This window comes from Pararhodobacter sp. (genome assembly GCF_034676545.1).
Classification (GTDB): Bacteria; Pseudomonadota; Alphaproteobacteria; order Rhodobacterales; family Rhodobacteraceae; genus Pararhodobacter.
Map to the genome: position 1 here is coordinate 1,376,073 of NZ_JAUCBZ010000015.1, position 16,894 is coordinate 1,392,966.

Sequence of the window (16,894 nt, forward strand, 5' to 3'; positions counted from 1 at the left end):
GGAAACAAGATTGGACAGCAGTTATGTCGCTTCGCGCGCGCATTTTGGCAGATATCAAAACGGCGATGAAGGCCAAGGATCAGCTGACGCTGTCCACGTTGCGGCTGATCAATGCCGCGATCAAGGATCGCGATATCGCGATTCGGGGTGATGGCGGCGACCGCGAGATCACGGATGCTGAAATCACGGCGATCCTCTCGAAAATGGTAAAGCAGCGTCAGGAAAGCGCGCGCGCCTACGAGGAGGGCGGGCGGCTGGAACTGGTCGAGCGCGAGATGGCGGAAATCGGCGTTATCGAAGGGTATCTGCCGCGACAGTTGAGCGACGCCGAGGCCGAGGCCGCGATTGCGGCGGTGATCACCGAGCTTGAGGCCGCCTCGATTCGCGATATGGGGCGTGTGATGAACGCTCTGAAGGCGCGCTATACCGGCCAGATGGATTTCGGCGCGGTCGGCCCGATGGTCAAAGCCCGTCTCAGCTGACCGGCGTTAGCCAAACGACTTGATTCGAATCAGCAGCTGGCGGAGATCATCCGCCAGTTTGACGCGCTCGTCCGGCATCAGGAATGCGCCCAGTTCCACCTCGCGCCCCCCACCGGTGAGTGTCAGATACTGTTCGACGGGGCCGCCCTTGGCGGTGATGTTGAGCGCAATCCAATGTGGGTCTGCGTGCCATGTCTGGACAGGCCCGCGAGGGTTGAACCGTTTCAGCGTCACCTGCGCGCGGCTGAGGTCCATTTCCTCCAGGATCCGGCGGTCGCGATAGTTGCGATCCAGCGCGAACCAGAGCCCCCAAAGCGCCAATGCCGCAAAGGGCAGCAAGCCCCAGAGCACCGGCGAGCCCAGCACCGCGATCAAGGGCATGGCCAGCGTCGCGGCGGTCATGCTGATCACCACGACAAAGCCGCGCGGGGCCAGGGCATTATGCGGCCATATGCGCAGTTGCGCGCTGGCCGGGCCGTCTTGGGTCAGGACATACGGCATCAGGTGCGCAAGGTGTCAGAGACGATGACCTGCGCGCGATCCGCGAGGCATCGCGTCAACCGGTCGTCAAAGGCGCTTGATGGGGGCAATGCCGGTCGCTCTGTTGTGAAGTCATAACTGCGATATAGCATATGTCCAAATTCGAATGAGGCAAGGGTTGGCGATTCCCGCGTCAAGAAATCGTGCGCGCCTCGGAAATGCAGGTCTGCACCAGTCTCCTTTGACGGTGGCTATCATTGCGGCGCAGCACCGGGATTCTCTGGTTGGGTTCATCGCGCGGCAGTCCGTGGTGCCAAAAGCATGTTGCCTTCCGTTCGCCGAGTCCGGACACATGACTGCATTCGCTGTGAAGGCGCGGCGGCACCCGGGCACCGGAACACTCCGACCAAAGTGGACGCGACATGCCTGCACAGCAAAAGGCCCCGGAAACCCGGGGCCTTTTGGTTGTCTCAAGCCTTAGTGCGCGTGGCCGTGATCCCAGTCTTCACGCTTGGGAAGCTGCTCGAACGTGTGCTCGGGCGGTGGGCAGGGCAGGGTCCACTCCAGCGTATCGGCATGCTCGTTCCAGTAGTTGTTGACCGTGATCCGCTTGCCGTGACGCAAGGTGTAATAGATCACGCCCAGGAAGAACACGAAGGACGCGAAGGAGATGAAGGCACCGATGGAGCTGAAGTAGTTCCAATAGGCGAAGGCTTCCGGATAGTCGATGTAGCGCCGTGGCATCCCCTGACGACCCAGGAAGTGCTGGGGGAAGAAGGTCAGGTTGGTGCCGATGAACATCATCCAGAAGTGCGTCTTGCCCGCCCATTCCGGGTATTGCCGCCCGGACATCTTGCCCAGCCAGAAATAGATCCCGGCGAACAGCGCAAAAGCAGCCCCCAGCGACATCACATAGTGGAAGTGCGCGATCACATAATAGGTGTCGTGATAGCTGCGATCCAGCGGTGCCTGTGCCAGCACGATCCCGGTGACACCGCCGACGGTGAACAGGAACAGGAAGCCAAGTGCCCAGAGCATCGGCGCCTCGAAGGTGAGCGACCCGCGCCACATGGTCGCGATCCAGCTGAAGATCTTCACCCCGGTCGGCACCGCAATCGTCATCGTCGCCAGCATGAAGTAGGACTGCTGTGTCACCGACATGCCCACCGTATACATGTGGTGCGCCCAGACCAGGAAGCCCAGCACGCCGATCGCGATCATCGCGTAGACCATCGGCAGATAGCCAAAGATCGGCTTGCGCGCGAAGGTGGCGATGACGTGGCTGATGATGCCGAAGCCCGGAACGATGATGATATACACCTCTGGGTGGCCGAAGAACCACAAGATGTGCTGATACAGGATCGGGTCACCACCACCGGCAGGATCAAAGAAGGTCGTGCCAAAGTTGCGGTCGGTCAGCAGCATGGTGATGGCACCCGCCAGAACCGGCAGCGCCAGCAGGATCATCCAGGCCGTGACGAAGATCGACCAGGCGAACAGCGGCACTTTGTGCAGCGTCATGCCGGGGGCGCGCATGTTCAGGAAGGTGGTGATGATGTTGATCGACCCGAGGATTGACGAGGCACCCGACAGGTGAACCGCGAAAATCGCGAAATCCATTGCAAAACCAGCCTCGTAGGTGGTCGAGAGAGGCGGATACAGAACCCAGCCAACACCCGCACCCGTGCCCAGGTCGCCACCGCCGCCGGGGGCGAAGAGCGAGCAGACAGCCAGCGACGAGCCAGCCACATAGAGCCAGTACGACAGGTTGTTCAGGCGCGGAAACGCCATGTCCGGCGCGCCGATATGCAACGGCATGAAGTAGTTGCCAAAACCGCCAAACAGGGCCGGGATGACGACGAAGAACATCATCAACACGCCGTGCGCGGTAACCAGAACGTTCCACAGGTGGCCGTTTGGCGTTTCACAGTTCCCGTCGGCAAGGAAGCGGGCCCCCTCGGCGCACATGTATTGCACACCCGGTTGCATCAGCTCCATGCGCATGTAGACCGTGAAGGCCACCGCGACGAAGCCGACAAGGCCTGACGTGACGAGGTATAGAATACCGATATCTTTGTGGTTTGTGGACATGAACCAGCGGGTGAAGAACCCGCGGTTGTCCTCGTGTCCGTGAGCGGCTGCGTTGGCCATTCGATGCTCCCGTTCTTTTGGCGATCGTTTATTGCGCGTATTACCCTGCAAGAATCTTGGGGATTCAAACAGAAATCTGCCTCTGTTCTAGATCGCTCGGAACGTGGCGGCAATGTCAGAGTTGTCGCAGGGGGCAAATAATTGATGTAGGTCAATGACAGCGCGACTTTTTTGACTCTTGCGATGCGCCCTGACGCAAGCCCGGTGTCAGGGTGCCTGAACCGCGCCCCAGACCCGCAACACGTTGCCACCGAGCACTTTGCGCAACGTCGCGTCACCGACCCCGCGCCGCATCAGCGCGCCAACCAGCAGCGGCATCTTGCGGTAGGTTTCCAGCACCGGGCGGTAATTGGCATCCATATCGGACCCCAGCGCGACATGATCCTCGCCAAGCTGTTCGATCAGCCACAGGACGCGGTCGGCGAATCCATCGAGCGAATCAATGCCGATCCCGGCGGGCCAGGCGCCGATATAACCGCCGGTGTCGGCCACCGCCTGCGCCAACTCTGGCGAAATGAAACGCGGGTGGCTCAGCGCCGGGGCGTTGATATGCGTGTGACTCAGGATGACCGGCTTTTGCGAGATCCCGATCACGTCAAAGGCCGTGGCCTCGGCGGCGTGGGCCAGGTCGATCATCATGCCCCACTCGTTCATTGCCGCGACGATCTCGCGCCCCGCGTCCGGCAGGCCGCCGCCGCCGTCGCCGGTCATGATATGGCCGATTTCATTGTCGCGGTAATGCACCAGCGTCAGCATGCGCACGCCGTCGGCATACATTTGCGCCACGCGTCTGGCGTCGCCGTTCAGCGCATCCGCCCCTTCCATCGCCAGAATGATGCCCAGCCGCCCCTGTGCATGGGCGGCCAGCACGTCGTCGGGGGTCAGGCAGGGACTCACGCCGTTGGACCCGGCGAGCGCCTGAAGATTGGTGATCTGGCGGCGATACGACTCCCAGGCCTCATCGGGCTCGAACCCGCGATAGGAGGTCAGACCCCCGTCGCCCAGCGTGATGACCTGAATATCGCCAACGCCGTTGACCACGGCCGCCGCCATCCCGCCCGCGGCCATATCGGCAAGGCTGTCCTCTTCATAGGTGCCGCCGATAAACCGGTAGAGACGCAGCAGAAAGCTCAGTCCTTCGGCGTCGCGCAAAAAGGTTCGGCCGGGGGTGCGCGTGGGCATCGATCACCGGAAACTGGCGCATCAAGGCGCGTGCGGCGGCGTCTTCTTCGGCCGACAGCGTGAACCCCACCTCGGCGGGTTGTGTCACCGCCAAGGGGCGCAGCCCGAACCAGTAGCCAGCCGCCCCGACAGCCCCCAGCGCAAGGGCACTGCCGCCCAAAAAGCTCCGTCTGCGCATCGCGTATCCCTTTCCCAAATGCCGCCCCAAGAGGCTGGTGTTCACGTCTTCAATCTTGTCCGAAAACCGCCTCGAAACTGCGTTTCAGCGCGACGTCCAGATCATCCATGCTGACCGGCAGACCCAGATCCACCAACGACGTGACGCCATGCTCGCGAATGCCGCAGGGCACGATCCCGTCGAAATGGCTCAGATCCGGCTCCAGATTGATCGAAATCCCATGAAAACTGACCCAGCGCCGCAGTTTCACGCCAATCGCCGCGATCTTGTCCTCGCGCAGGGCGCCATCGGGGTTGCCCGGCTTGTCCGGCCGTGTGACCCAGACGCCGACCCGCCCCGCGCGGCGCTCACCCTTGATGTTGAACTCGGCCAGGGTTTGAATGACCCAGGCCTCCAGCCTGTTGACGAAGCACCGGACATCGCGTCCGCGCGTGTTCAGGTCCAGCAGGACATAGGCCACACGCTGCCCCGGTCCATGATAGGTGTATTGCCCGCCACGCCCCGCCGTGAACACGGGAAAGCGGTCCGGATCGGTCAGATCCTCGGGCTTGGCCGATGTCCCGGCGGTATAGAGGGCAGGGTGCTCCAGCAGCCAAACGGCCTCATCGGCGCGCCCGGCTGCGATCTCGGCCACGCGCTGCTCCATCAAGGCCAGCGTTTCGGCATAGGGCTGAAGCCCCGGCATGACCGTCCATTCCATAGCAGTTTACTTTTCTTTGAACCCTTGGGCGCACCCTAACGACAGTATGCTGTCAGTCAATCACGCGCGCCAATGAGGTGCATCGTGCCTTTCAGGCTTGGACCGAATCACGCAGCAGGTTACGCTGATTCGCAATAGGGTTGTATTTTTTCCTCGGGAGTCTCTCATGAGCCGCAAGATTTTCACCACCACCGCCTTGGCAGCCACGCTGTTGTCGACGTCTGTTGAACGCGCGCAGGCTGATTTTGGCGATGCCTTGGTCGGCGGGATTGTCGGCGGTGTGATCGTTGGCGCTATCCATGATCGCAATCATCGACCCAGCCGCAGCGCGCCGCGCGGTGTCTCGTCCGCATCCCGGCAACTGGCGCGCGACGTGCAGACCGCGCTCAACCACTTCTATTTCAACGTCGGCGCACCGGATGGCGTATTGGGGCGGCAATCGCGCGCCGGAATTTCACAGTATCAGGCTTATCTGGGCTTCCCCAGCACCGGGGATCTGAGCGAATTCGAACGTCAGGTTCTGATCACGGCGTATCAACGGGCGCAGTTCGGCGGCCCTCAGGTGACGCAGGTTGTGGCCAACCATCCGCAGGGGATGCGTGGGCTCCTGACCGTTGTGCGCGACGAAATGCTGGGGGTTTCGCGTCCGCCGGTGGTCGAAGCGGCCGCACCCGTGGCGCCTCAGCCGCAGGCCCCGGCGCCAGCCCCGGTGCAAACAGCAGCACCCGCCGCGCCACCGGCTGCACCCGCCGTGCCGAATTTCTTTAACGGTCAGGCCACGGGCGGCGCGTCCGGCGTTTCGCTGGCCTCGCATTGCAACCGGGTTGCCTTGGTCACGTCATCGAACGGCGGCTACACCGAATTGGGCACCATGACCGACCCGATCTTTGCCCTGAACGAGCAGTTCTGCCTTGCGCGCAGCTATGCCATCGCCGAGGGCGAATCACTGGTCGCGCAGGTCCCCGGTGCCACGCCGCAGAGCATCGCGCAGCAATGTCAGGGGCTTGAGCCGCTGTTGCAGACCCATGTGGCCTCGCTGTCCTTGCAGCCGCGCAATCTTGTTTTGCAAGGCGTGATGCAATTCGTTCTGAATTCCGGGATGACCTCGACCGATCTTGCGGGCACGGCGCGGATCTGTCTGTCGAGCGGCTATCTGACCGACAACATGACCATCGCGATCGGTTCGGCGCTGATTCTGGTGACGCTGGGCGAGGCAAGTTATGGGGAATTGCCGGGGCACCACCTGATGCAGGGGATCGGTACGGCGCAACAACGTGACTTCGCGGCCGAGTGGCTGCGTGCCAGTTTGCCAAGCGCCGGCGCCACAACGACCGAGGTGTCGTTCACGCCGGGTCCCGAGTCGCGCAACGCGCTGATTCTCGCGGCTGTAGATGGCGCAACCGGCGGTGCCGTCAGTGTGACCGCGCCTGCCCCTGCGCCCGCGCCAGTGACCGCCCCGGTGACCAAGTAGTCGCGATCAGAGCCTGGTTTGGCAGCAGACGTTGATCCCCGTTCGCATTGCGGACGGGGATTTCCTTTTCCCCCTTCACATCCCATGTTGAACCCGCTAAGAGCAGCGCACCAATCCCAGTGCGGTCGTGGCGGAATTGGTAGACGCGCAGCGTTGAGGTCGCTGTGGGCTAACCCCCGTGGAAGTTCGAGTCTTCTCGACCGCACCAATTTTCCCTGAAAATCAAGACAACCCCTCTTGGGGCCACGTCCTGTTTCGGCGGCTTCCCAAAAGACAAATCGCCACTATCGAGGCCCGTTGCGGGAAATTGTCCTGAAATATGGCGAAAACGCACGGCATTTGTCGTCTTTCGGTGTCGGACCCGGGCAGAGCTGTGATAGGGTCTTGAAAACGACAAGGCGTCTGGATTTACTTGACGTCAGAAAAACAAAAAAATGCTGATCAGCAGGGGAGTGACTGGTGTCAACAGACCGGACCGACGAGTTCGTCGTTTTTGACCGCGTGCAGAAAAGCTATGACGGCGTGAATCTCGTCGTCAAAGATTTGAATCTCAGTATGCCAAAAGGTGAGTTCCTGACCATGTTGGGGCCATCGGGATCGGGCAAGACAACTTGCCTGATGATGCTGGCAGGTTTTGAAACCGCCACGCATGGAGACATTCGGCTGAACGGAAGGCCGATCAACAACATTCCACCGCACAAGCGCGGCATTGGCATGGTGTTCCAGAATTACGCCTTGTTCCCGCATATGACCATTGGCGAGAACCTCGGGTTCCCGCTGGAAGTGCGTGGCATGGGCAAGTCCGAGCGCGAGGCGAAAATCAAGCGCGCCTTGGGCATGGTGCAGATGGAAGAGTTCGTCAACCGCCGCCCCGCGCAATTGTCTGGGGGCCAGCAACAGCGGGTCGCCTTGGCCCGCGCCCTGGTGTTCGAGCCCGAGTTGGTCTTGATGGACGAACCGCTGGGCGCGCTGGACAAGCAGTTGCGCGAGCATATGCAATTCGAGATCACCCGCCTGGCCCGCGAATTGGGGATCACCACGGTCTACGTCACCCACGACCAGACCGAGGCCTTGACCATGTCGGACCGGGTCGCGGTGTTCAACGATGGCCGCATTCAGCAATTGGCACCGCCCGAGGATCTGTATGAACGCCCCAACAACAGCTTTGTGGCGCAGTTCATCGGCGAGAACAACAAGTTGGACGGGGTCATCCAGACCATAAATGGCGACCGGTGCACCGTGCGTCTGGATGACGGCACGGTGGTTGATGCGGAGCCTGTGAACGTGACCAAGGTCGGTGAACGCACCCGCGTGTCGATCCGGCCCGAGCGCGTCGAATCCAACCCGGATCGCCTGCACAAAGATTTGCATATGATCGACGCCGAAGTGCTGGAGTTCATCTATATGGGTGACACCTTCCGCACGCGGCTTCGTGTTGCCGGGCATGATGATTTTGTGATGAAATATCGCAATGCGCAGGATCAATCCCGTTACAAAAAGGGCGACAAGATCCGCATTGGATGGCGCCCCGAAGATTGTCGCGCGCTCGACGCCTGATAGCGCAGCGCCGCGATGCAGGGCTGCTTGCGTCCGCAAGGCATCCCAAAAAATCAAGACGCGGACAGTTACGACTAGGGAGTATAAAATGAAAATGAAAACCGTTCTGAAAGGTGCCGCCGGCATCGTGGCACTGACCGTTGGCAGTGCAACAGCCGAAAGCCACATGTCCAATGAAATGACCATCGTGTCCTGGGGCGGTGCCTACCAGCAGTCGCAGGTCGATGCCTATCACAACCCCTATATGGCGTTGCATCCTGAAGTGACGATCATCACCGACGAAAGCTCGGGCGATGCGGTCGCGCGGCTGCGTGCCATGCACGAAGCAGGCAACATGACCTGGGATCTGGTCGACGTTGTCGCGTCCGACGCGATGCGTCTGTGCGATGAGGGTCTGGCCGAGGAGATCGACCACGACACCGCATTGGCCGCTGCCCCCGATGGCACCACGGCCAGCGAAGACTTTGGCGAAATGATCGTGTCCGAGTGCTTCATCCCGCAGATCGTCTACTCGACAACCTTCGGCTATCGCACCGACATGGTCCCCGAGGGCGTTGCCCCGCCGACCGATGCCTGCGCCGTGTTCGATCTGGAGACCTATCCTGGCCGCCGCGCGCTGGAGCGTCGTCCGATCGGCAACATGGAGTGGGCGCTGCTGTGTGACGGCGTGCCGATCGACGAAGTCTATGACCTGCTGGAAACCGACGAAGGCATCGAGCGCGCCTTCGCGATGCTCGACACCATCAAGGACGACACCATCTGGTGGACCGCGGGCGCTGAAACGCCGCAGCTGTTGGCCGATGGCGAAGTCTTCATGGGCTCGACCTATAACGGCCGTCTGTTTGCCGCGATCGCCGAGCAAAATCAGCCGATCGGCATGGCCTGGGGCTATCAGATGTTCGACCTTGACGGGTGGATCGTTCCGGTTGGCCTGTCCCCCGAGGCACATGCCCGCGTGATGGACTTCTTGAACTTTGCCACCGACACGCAGCGTCTGGCGGATCAGGCGGCCTATATCTCGTATGGTCCGGCACGCACGTCGTCGGCACCGCTGGTTGGCAATCACGCCACGCTGGGGATTCCGATGGGGCCGCATATGCCGACCGCACCTGAGAACCTGGAAGGCGCGTTCCTGTTCAACTACATCTGGTGGGCAGATTACCGCGATGAGCTGGATGCCCGCTTCCAGGCGTGGCTGGCCCAGTAAGCGACCAAAAGGACCGACCCGGGCATTCCGGGTCGGTCCCCTTCGAATACGATGGTTGCTTGAAACGGCTGCCAACAGTCTCAGGGATAATGCTCCATGACTTCTCAGGCGACTGACCTCGACAGTTTGGATTCGCGCGGCGGAATCCCACTGAAACGAAGCCTCGCAATTGCGCTTCGGCGTCAAAAACTGCGCGCGTTTCTGCTGATCGCGCCGCTGCTTGCCTTCATCATCATCGGTTTCCTGATGCCCATCGGGTCGATGTTGTTCCGCTCGGTCGAGAACTCGGTGGTGAGCGATACCCTGCCGCGCACGGTGCAGGCGATTCAGGCGTGGGATTCCTCGACCAACGACCTGCCCCCCGAGGCGGTCTTTACCGCCCTTGTCGCGGATCTGCAGATTGCGGACGAAAACCGCACCGCGCTGACCGTCGCGCGGCGCATGAATTTTGAAATCGCCGGTTATACCACCATGGTGCGCCGCGCGCTGCGGGCAATCGACGACTGGAATGTGGAAACCGATGGCCCGTTCCGCGAGCGCATGATCGACGTGCACCGCGGATGGGGCGATATCGAGACATGGCGCGCGTTCAAGGCCTATTCGTCCAATCTGACGATTGGCTACTACCTTGCGGCTGTTGACGCGACGATGGTGTCCGGCCAAATCGAGGCGGTCCCCGAAAACCGATCGATCCATTTGATGCTGTTCTGGCGCACGGCCTGGATGAGCGCGTTGATCTGCTTCATGACGCTGTTGCTGGGGTATCCAGTGGCCTTCCTGCTGGCCAACGTCAAAGAACGCTATGCGAACCTGCTGTTGATCATGGTGCTGCTGCCGTTCTGGACATCGCTGCTCGTACGAACCTCATCCTGGAAAGTTTTGCTGCAGGATCAGGGTGTTATAAACCAGTTCCTCGTCTGGATCGGGCTGATCGCCGATGACAACCGGCTGACGATGATCAACAACAAATTCGGCGTGATCGTCGCCATGACGCATATCCTGCTGCCGTTCATGATCCTGCCGCTCTATTCGGTGATGAAAACCATTCCGATCAGCTATGTCCGCGCGGCAAAATCGCTGGGCGCGAACGACTGGACGGCGTTCTGGCGGGTCTATTTCCCGCAATCCGTGCCGGGCATCGGCGCCGGGGCGATCCTCGTGTTCATCATGGCGGTCGGGTACTACATCACGCCGGAACTGGTGGGCGGCCCGTCGGGCATGTTCATCTCGAACCGGATAGCGCATCAGTGGACTGTTTCGGGCAACTGGGGCTTGGTGGGTGCCTTGGGCACAATCCTGCTGGTCGCCGTGCTGACGCTGTATTGGGTCTATGACAAGGTTGTCGGTATCGACAACGTAAAGCTGGGGTAACGGACAATGGCGCTTCCAAGTTATGCTTCGCCGCTGCAACGGACCTGGCACTACGGGTTCCGGGTCCTTTGCGGTTTGATTTTCTTCTTCCTGATGTTCCCGATCATGGTGATTGTACCACTATCGTTCAACGCGCAGGATTACTTTACGTTCACACCAGAGATGCTTTCGCTTGATCCCGACGGATTCTCGCTCAAGCACTATGTGGACTTCTTCACCAACCCGGATTGGCAGCAAGCGATGTGGAACTCGCTGTCGATTGCACCAATGGCAACCCTGGTCTCGGTCGGCTTGGGGACGCTGGCGGCCGTCGGCCTGAGTCAGAGCCATGTGCCGTTCAAACGGGTGATCATGGCGGTGCTGATCTCGCCGATGATCGTGCCGCTGATCATCTCGGCGGCGGGGATGTATTTCTTCTTCTCGGCGATCGGCTTGCAAGGCACCTATTGGGGCGTTGTTCTGGCGCATGCGATCCTGGGCATTCCCTTCGTGATCATCACGGTGACCGCGACGATGGTGGGGTTTGACCGTTCGCTGACCCGCGCTGCGGCATCCATGGGTGCCGGACCGATGCGCACCTTCTTCAAGATTCAGTTGCCGCTGATCCTGCCCGGCGTGATCTCGGGCGCGCTGTTTGCCTTCATCACCTCATTCGACGAGGTTGTGGTGGTGATCTTCGTCGGCTCGGCGGGGCAGAAAACCCTGCCGTGGCAGATGTTCATCGGCCTGCGTGAACAGATCAGCCCGACGATCCTGGCCGTCGCAACCTTGATGGTGGCGCTGTCGATCATGCTGCTGGCAACGCTGGAAATGCTGCGTCGCCGGAACGAGCGGCTGCGCGGTATGTCCCCGGCCTGATGTGATGCACGGAAAACGGAAAACGCGGGGCCCATCAGCCCCGCGTTTTTCTATTTGGTCAATGCCAGTTTCTCGGCCACGAATTGCTCCAGCGCGGCCGCCGGGCGTGCCCCCGCCAACCGCGCCACTTCGCGCCCGCGGTGGAACAGGATGAACGCCGGAATGCCGCGGATGTTGTAGCGCACCGTCGCGTCGGGGTTGGATTGCGTGTCGATCTTGGCCAGCCGCACCTTGGGGGACAGGCTGCGTGCGGCGCGCTCGAACTCGGGCGCCATCGCGCGGCACGGCCCACACCACGGCGCCCAGAAGTCGACCAGCAAGGGCAGGTCGTCGGACTTCGCGGCTTTCTCAAGCGTCTTGAGGTCCAGCTTTGCGACTTTTCCGTCATTCAGCTTGTGGCCACAGATGCCGCACACCGGCGAGGCTTCGGCTTTGTCGGCGGGGAATTGATTGACTTGCCCGCAATCCATGCAGGTCAGGCGGATCTTGGCACTCATCGGCGGCCTCACAGGGTTAAACATTCCGGTATCAGAATGTGATTTGGGCATGACAAGAGCCGCTGTCAAGGTCAGGCGCGGGGCGGGCGTGATTTATACACCGGCAACCGCCAGCCGAACGCCAAGGACCCGCCCCTGAGCAGGAAGGTTACCACCGCGCATGCCAGCAGTCCGAGCGACTGGCTCTCGCAGAAATATAATACGATCAAGGCCGAGGACGCGCCCGCAAACGCCGCACTCAGGTATAACTCGCCTTGCCGCAGCACCAAGGGCACCTCGTTGCACACAACATCGCGCATCAAGCCGCCCATCGCGCCGGTGATCATGCCCATGATCAACACGACCGCCGGACCATGCCCCAGGGACCAGGCCACGGCCACGCCCGCCGGCACGGCAACCGACAGCGCGCCGGCATCCAGCCAATCCAGCGCCGCGCGCCGGGATTCCAGCCTGTGCGCGTTGAAAAACACCAGGATTGCCGCCAGACACGCGGTTGCGATGTACCACGGGTCCACGACCCAGAACACCAGATCGCGGTTCAGCATCATGTCGCGCAGCGTGCCGCCGCCGACCGCTGTCAGGCTGGCGATGAACAGGAACCCCACCAGATCAAGCTGTGCGCGGCTGGCCGCCAAGGCCCCGGTCAGTGCAAACACGAACACCGACAGGTAATCCAACGCCGCGATGAGGCTCATTTGGACACCGCTTTGCTCGCCGGTTTGAACGGAGCCATACCCGCGCGCGCCAATTCATCGGCACGCTCATTCTCGGGGTGCCCCGCGTGGCCCTTGATCCATTTCCACGTCACATCATGGTTGGTCTGCGCTTGATCGAGTCGCACCCAAAGATCGGCGTTCTTGACCGGCTTGCGGTCCGCGGTTTTCCAGCCATTCCGCTTCCAGCCGTGGATCCAGGTGGTGACGCCGTTCTTCACATAGGCCGAGTCGGTGGTGATGGTCAGCTTGGTGTTGCGCGTCAACGCCTCCAGTGCCGAGATCGCGGCCATCAATTCCATGCGGTTGTTGGTGGTATCCGCCTCGCCGCCGCTGAGTTCGCGTTCCTTGAGGACCGTCTCCCCATCCATCGCCCGCATCAGCACGCCCCAGCCGCCGGGGCCGGGGTTGCCCGAGCATGCGCCGTCGGTCCAAGCGTAGAGATCAGGCATGAGGTGGCGTCCTTGTCAGCAGGGAGATTTCGGGCGCCGCGACGCCGCTGACCCACGCCCGCCGGATCGCGGCACGATACCTCGGCTTGGCGGCGCGGGTCTGAAAGATCGGCAGGGGTTCGGGATCGACGCTCATGCGCGCCCGATCGCCAGCCGCGCGCCCAGAGCGGCAAAGGACGCGGCAAACACCCGTCGCAGCCACGCCATCGCGCGCGCCGAACCCAGAACGCGGGTGCGCAGCCATCCGGCGGCAATCGCATACAACAGGAAAACACCCGCCGTCATCGCCACAAACCCCAGGCCCAATTGCACCAGCAGCGCCGTTGCATGTGGATCGCCGACCGGGATGAACTGCGGCAGGAAGGCCACGAAAAACATTGGCAATTTCGGGTTCAGGATGTTTAGCAAGATGCCGCGTCTTACCAAGATCAACGGGGAATGCGGCGTCGCATCAGGCGTGACCTGCAACGCGCCGGTGCCCTGCAACGTGCCCCAAGCCATCCATAGAAGATAGGCCACGCCCAGATATTTGATCGTGGTGAACAACACGGCCGAGGTCTGCAACACGGCGGCCAACCCCGCCAGCGCAAAGCCCAGATGCAAGGCCGTCGCCAGCGTGCAGCCCAGAACCGCCCACAGCGCCGGCGCAATCCGCGCCCCAATGCCGTGGAAAGCGTGTAAATCACGCCGACACCGGGTGCGAGACAGACAATGAACGCTGTCAGCAGGAATTCTGGGCTCATGGTACGCCTCGTCAGGCTTGGGTCCGCAAGACGCGCGGCACTTTGAATTCGACGTTCTCGATGGCTGTTTCGACGATTTCGCGGGTCAGATCATAGCGATCCTCGAAGGCCTCGATAACCTCGTTGATCAGGATTTCGGGCGCACTGGCCCCCGCCGTCAACCCGATCGCGGTTGCCCCCTCCAGCGCACGCCAGTCGATATCCGCGGCGCGCTGGATCAGTTGCGCATATTGGCACCCCTGCGCGCGCCCAACCTCGACCAACCGCTTGGAATTCGACGAATTCGGCGCGCCGATCACCAGCAGCGCCTCGATCCGCCCGGCAATTTCCTTGACGGCGGCCTGTCGGTTGGTGGTCGCGTAGCAGATATCCTCTTTGTGCGGGCCGATGATCGCCGGGAATCGCGCGTGCAGAGCCGCCACGATATCCGCCGTGTCATCGACGCTCAGTGTGGTCTGCGTGATGAAGGCCAGCCGCGTGGGGTCTCGTGGCTCGATTTTGGCCACATCCGCCACGGTCTCGACCAGCAACACCTCGCCATCCGGCAGTTGCCCCATCGTGCCCACGGTTTCGGGGTGGCCCGTGTGGCCGATCATCACCATCTGCAACCCGTTTTCCGAATGCCGCTCGGCCTCGATATGCACCTTGCTGACCAAGGGACAGGTCGCATCGACAAACGTCATCTTGCGGGCTTGCGCGGCCCGGGGCACCGATTTGGGCACGCCATGCGCCGAGAAGATCACCGGCCGGTCATCGGGGCATTCATCGAGTTCCTCGACGAACACGGCGCCTTGCGCGCGCAATGTGTCGACGACGTATTTGTTGTGCACGATCTCATGGCGCACATAAACCGGCGCGCCCCATTTGGCGATGGCGAGTTCAACGATCTTGATCGCGCGGTCCACGCCGGCGCAAAACCCGCGCGGCGCGGCAAGATACAAGGTCAGGGGCTGTTTGGTCATGGCTGTCTCCGTCTGGATCAACAGGTAAGGCCATCTGCGCCGCAGGTCCAGACGCGATCCGGGCTCAGAAGGTCAGGCAGAGGCACGGCGATGTTTGGAATTGCCCGCTAGCCGAAAACCCCGGCCGTAATCGCCGCAAGTCCGACGTAACGCAGGGTTTTGGCGAGGCCAACGATCAGCGCGAAGGGTAAAAGCGGCATCCGCATCGCACCCGCGATAACGGTGGTCAGGTCCAGAACGGGGAGCCAACTGAGCAGCAGGCTCCAAAACCCCCAGCGATCCCACCACCCTTGCGCGCGCGCAAACTGGTCCTCGGAGAGCCGCATCCAGCGATGCGCACCGGCCCCCTCAAGCCTCAGACCCATCCAGTAATTTACGAACGTTCCCAAGGTGTTACCGACAGAGGCCACGGCCACCAACACCCAGATCGGGGCCATGTCCGTGACCTGAAGGCCGACGAACAACACTTCGGAGTTGAACGGAAACAGGGTTGCCGCGATAAACGCCGCGCCAAACAGGCTTGCAAGTGACAGAGCCACGCTCAGTCGTCTTGGTCCGCCGTTTCTGGCGCGGTTTCATCCGTCACGATGCGCGGTTCACGCGGGGGGCGTCCGATCACGTCGCGCAATTCATCAAGCTCGATGAAATTATCCGCCTGACGCCGCAATTCGTCTGCAATCATAGGCGGTTGGCTGCGAATCGTCGAGACGACCGAAACCCGCACACCCTGCCGTTGCAGCGATTCCACCAGTGGACGAAAGTCACCGTCACCCGAAAACAACACCGCGTGATCAATGCGATCGGCCAGCTCCATCGCGTTGACCGCCAGTTCGATGTCCATGTTGCCTTTGACCTTCCGGCGGCCCATCGAATCGGTGTATTCCTTGGCCGCTTTGGTCACCATTGTGTAACCGTTGTAATTGAGCCAATCAATCAGCGGGCGAATGGGGGAATACTCATCATTTTCAAGCAAAGCGGTGTAATAGAACGCCCGCAGCATTTTGCCGCGGCGCATGAATTCTTGCCGCAAGAGCTTGTAATCAATGTCAAATCCAAGGGCTTTTCCGCCAGCAAAAAGATTGGCACCGTCAATGAACAGGGCCAAACGCTCGTCTTTATAAAACATTGCTTATCCTTTCAAAACCGTGCCATAATTCAATATACAGTGCATGATCGGCCAGATTTCGCACCGGAATTCCGGTCGCGACGTGGTCGCTCATGCCTGAAGTATTCCGGTCGCGACGTGGTCGCTCATGCCTGAAGAAAATCCCGCGCACGGTCCGCACGAGACAATAATTGTGAAGCATCTCAGCCACAACAGGTTCTTACTCGCCTTTGGCAGCAATGCAACGGCAGAAGTGCTCTCGAACTGCGCATTACTTAAGGACGCGATTGCGCAGATCAACCTGACCTCGCTGAAAATTGTGGCGGTCAGCCGGTTCTGGCGCACGCCGGCCTTTCCAGCCGGGGCGGGCCCGGAGTTTGCCAACGCGTGCGCCATTGCCGAGGGGTCGGTTTCCGCGCCAGAGGCTCTGGCGATCCTGCATCGGATCGAGGCCGATCTTGGCCGGGTGCGCACGGTGCGGTGGGGGCAACGTGTCATTGATATTGATCTGTTGGCGATGGGCGATACCGTGGCCCCGGATCTGGAAACCTGGCGCCATTGGCATGACCTGCCTGCGGCCGAACAGTTGCGTTTGGCCCCCGATCAGTTGATCCTGCCGCATCCCCGCTTGCAGGATCGCGGTTTTGTGCTGGTTCCGCTGGCCGAGATTGCCGGCGACTGGACGCATCCCGTGCTGCAAAAAACGGTGTCACAGATGCTGGCGGCGCTTGACCTTGCGGAAATCAACGCGATGGCGACAATTTGACGGTGGACTTTGGCCGTTT

Annotated in this window: 19 protein-coding genes, 1 tRNA gene and 1 pseudogene; 8 read left to right on the forward strand and 13 right to left on the reverse strand. The window is 61.2% G+C overall.

Features of this window, described 5'->3' with window-relative positions; all coding sequences use genetic code 11:
• The first annotated feature begins 23 nt into the window (after nt 1-23).
• Nucleotides 24-482: a GatB/YqeY domain-containing protein gene (locus tag VDQ28_RS10165; RefSeq protein ID WP_323035834.1), complete on the forward strand. Its 459-nt coding sequence runs from the start codon at nt 24-26 to the stop codon at nt 480-482.
• A 6-nt stretch (nt 483-488) separates the two neighbouring features.
• Here VDQ28_RS10165 and VDQ28_RS10170 read toward each other — a convergent pair whose 3' ends face one another.
• From VDQ28_RS10170 to lipB, 5 genes are all read right to left on the reverse strand, one after another.
• Nucleotides 489-983, reverse strand: a complete 495-nt coding sequence (locus VDQ28_RS10170; protein ID WP_323035835.1) for a DUF2244 domain-containing protein — start codon at nt 981-983, stop codon at nt 489-491.
• Between the two features lie 456 nt (nt 984-1,439).
• Complete coding sequence (ctaD, locus tag VDQ28_RS10175; protein WP_323035836.1) at nt 1,440-3,113, reverse strand: cytochrome c oxidase subunit I; 1,674 nt, start codon at nt 3,111-3,113, stop codon at nt 1,440-1,442.
• 207 nt (nt 3,114-3,320) lie between these two features.
• The gene (locus tag VDQ28_RS10180; protein WP_323035837.1) at nt 3,321-4,295 is read right to left on the reverse strand and encodes a dipeptidase; all 975 of its coding nucleotides are present in this window, start codon (nt 4,293-4,295) and stop codon (nt 3,321-3,323) included.
• Nucleotides 4,201-4,473 carry a twin-arginine translocation signal domain-containing protein gene (locus VDQ28_RS22580; protein WP_416349366.1) on the reverse strand — a complete coding sequence of 91 codons (273 nt, stop codon included), beginning with the start codon at nt 4,471-4,473 and terminating at the stop codon, nt 4,201-4,203. The genes VDQ28_RS10180 and VDQ28_RS22580 overlap by 95 nt, the downstream gene beginning before the upstream one ends.
• 49 nt (nt 4,474-4,522) lie before the next feature.
• Entirely contained in the window at nt 4,523-5,173 is a 651-nt protein-coding gene (gene lipB / locus VDQ28_RS10185; protein ID WP_323035838.1) for a lipoyl(octanoyl) transferase LipB, read from the reverse strand.
• A gap of 166 nt (nt 5,174-5,339) precedes the next feature.
• Here lipB and VDQ28_RS10190 point away from each other — a divergent pair, with 166 nt between their 5' ends.
• The 6 genes from VDQ28_RS10190 (at nt 5,340) to VDQ28_RS10215 (ending at nt 11,637) form a co-directional block, all read left to right on the forward strand.
• Nucleotides 5,340-6,644: a peptidoglycan-binding domain-containing protein gene (locus tag VDQ28_RS10190; protein ID WP_323035839.1), complete on the forward strand. Its 1,305-nt coding sequence runs from the start codon at nt 5,340-5,342 to the stop codon at nt 6,642-6,644.
• Between the two features lie 121 nt (nt 6,645-6,765).
• A tRNA-Leu gene (locus VDQ28_RS10195) sits at nt 6,766-6,852 on the forward strand.
• Between the two features lie 251 nt (nt 6,853-7,103).
• Complete coding sequence (locus VDQ28_RS10200) at nt 7,104-8,201, forward strand: ABC transporter ATP-binding protein (protein ID WP_323035840.1); 1,098 nt, start codon at nt 7,104-7,106, stop codon at nt 8,199-8,201.
• 88 nt (nt 8,202-8,289) lie between these two features.
• Nucleotides 8,290-9,408 carry an extracellular solute-binding protein gene (locus VDQ28_RS10205; RefSeq protein ID WP_323035841.1) on the forward strand — a complete coding sequence of 373 codons (1,119 nt, stop codon included), beginning with the start codon at nt 8,290-8,292 and terminating at the stop codon, nt 9,406-9,408.
• 96 nt (nt 9,409-9,504) lie between these two features.
• Nucleotides 9,505-10,779: an ABC transporter permease gene (locus VDQ28_RS10210; protein ID WP_323035842.1), complete on the forward strand. Its 1,275-nt coding sequence runs from the start codon at nt 9,505-9,507 to the stop codon at nt 10,777-10,779.
• A 6-nt stretch (nt 10,780-10,785) separates the two neighbouring features.
• The gene (locus tag VDQ28_RS10215; protein ID WP_323035843.1) at nt 10,786-11,637 is read left to right on the forward strand and encodes an ABC transporter permease; all 852 of its coding nucleotides are present in this window, start codon (nt 10,786-10,788) and stop codon (nt 11,635-11,637) included.
• A gap of 50 nt (nt 11,638-11,687) precedes the next feature.
• Here VDQ28_RS10215 and trxC read toward each other — a convergent pair whose 3' ends face one another.
• The 8 genes and pseudogenes from trxC to VDQ28_RS10255 all read right to left on the reverse strand — a co-directional run bounded on the left by trxC (nt 11,688) and on the right by VDQ28_RS10255 (nt 16,130).
• Entirely contained in the window at nt 11,688-12,134 is a 447-nt protein-coding gene (gene trxC / locus VDQ28_RS10220; protein ID WP_323035844.1) for a thioredoxin TrxC, read from the reverse strand.
• A gap of 71 nt (nt 12,135-12,205) precedes the next feature.
• Nucleotides 12,206-12,829, reverse strand: coding sequence for a trimeric intracellular cation channel family protein (locus VDQ28_RS10225; RefSeq protein ID WP_323035845.1), 624 nt, complete (start codon nt 12,827-12,829; stop codon nt 12,206-12,208).
• Nucleotides 12,826-13,299, reverse strand: a complete 474-nt coding sequence (gene rnhA, locus VDQ28_RS10230; protein ID WP_323035846.1) for a ribonuclease HI — start codon at nt 13,297-13,299, stop codon at nt 12,826-12,828. The genes VDQ28_RS10225 and rnhA overlap by 4 nt, the downstream gene beginning before the upstream one ends.
• Complete coding sequence (locus VDQ28_RS10235; protein WP_323035847.1) at nt 13,292-13,435, reverse strand: hypothetical protein; 144 nt, start codon at nt 13,433-13,435, stop codon at nt 13,292-13,294. The genes rnhA and VDQ28_RS10235 overlap by 8 nt, the downstream gene beginning before the upstream one ends.
• Nucleotides 13,432-14,042: pseudogene (locus VDQ28_RS10240) on the reverse strand (LysE family translocator). The gene VDQ28_RS10235 and the pseudogene VDQ28_RS10240 overlap by 4 nt, the downstream one beginning before the upstream one ends.
• 11 nt (nt 14,043-14,053) lie before the next feature.
• Nucleotides 14,054-15,004 carry a 4-hydroxy-3-methylbut-2-enyl diphosphate reductase gene (gene ispH / locus VDQ28_RS10245; protein WP_323035848.1) on the reverse strand — a complete coding sequence of 317 codons (951 nt, stop codon included), beginning with the start codon at nt 15,002-15,004 and terminating at the stop codon, nt 14,054-14,056.
• Between the two features lie 107 nt (nt 15,005-15,111).
• Nucleotides 15,112-15,543 carry a YqaA family protein gene (locus VDQ28_RS10250; protein WP_323035849.1) on the reverse strand — a complete coding sequence of 144 codons (432 nt, stop codon included), beginning with the start codon at nt 15,541-15,543 and terminating at the stop codon, nt 15,112-15,114.
• A 2-nt stretch (nt 15,544-15,545) separates the two neighbouring features.
• Nucleotides 15,546-16,130 (reverse strand): NYN domain-containing protein, encoded by a 585-nt coding sequence (locus VDQ28_RS10255; protein WP_323035850.1) that lies wholly within the window; start codon nt 16,128-16,130, stop codon nt 15,546-15,548.
• 172 nt (nt 16,131-16,302) lie between these two features.
• Here VDQ28_RS10255 and folK point away from each other — a divergent pair, with 172 nt between their 5' ends.
• On the forward strand, nt 16,303-16,875 hold the full coding sequence (gene folK / locus VDQ28_RS10260; RefSeq protein ID WP_323035851.1) for a 2-amino-4-hydroxy-6-hydroxymethyldihydropteridine diphosphokinase: 573 nt from the start codon (nt 16,303-16,305) through the stop codon (nt 16,873-16,875).
• The last annotated feature ends 19 nt before the right edge of the window (nt 16,876-16,894 follow it).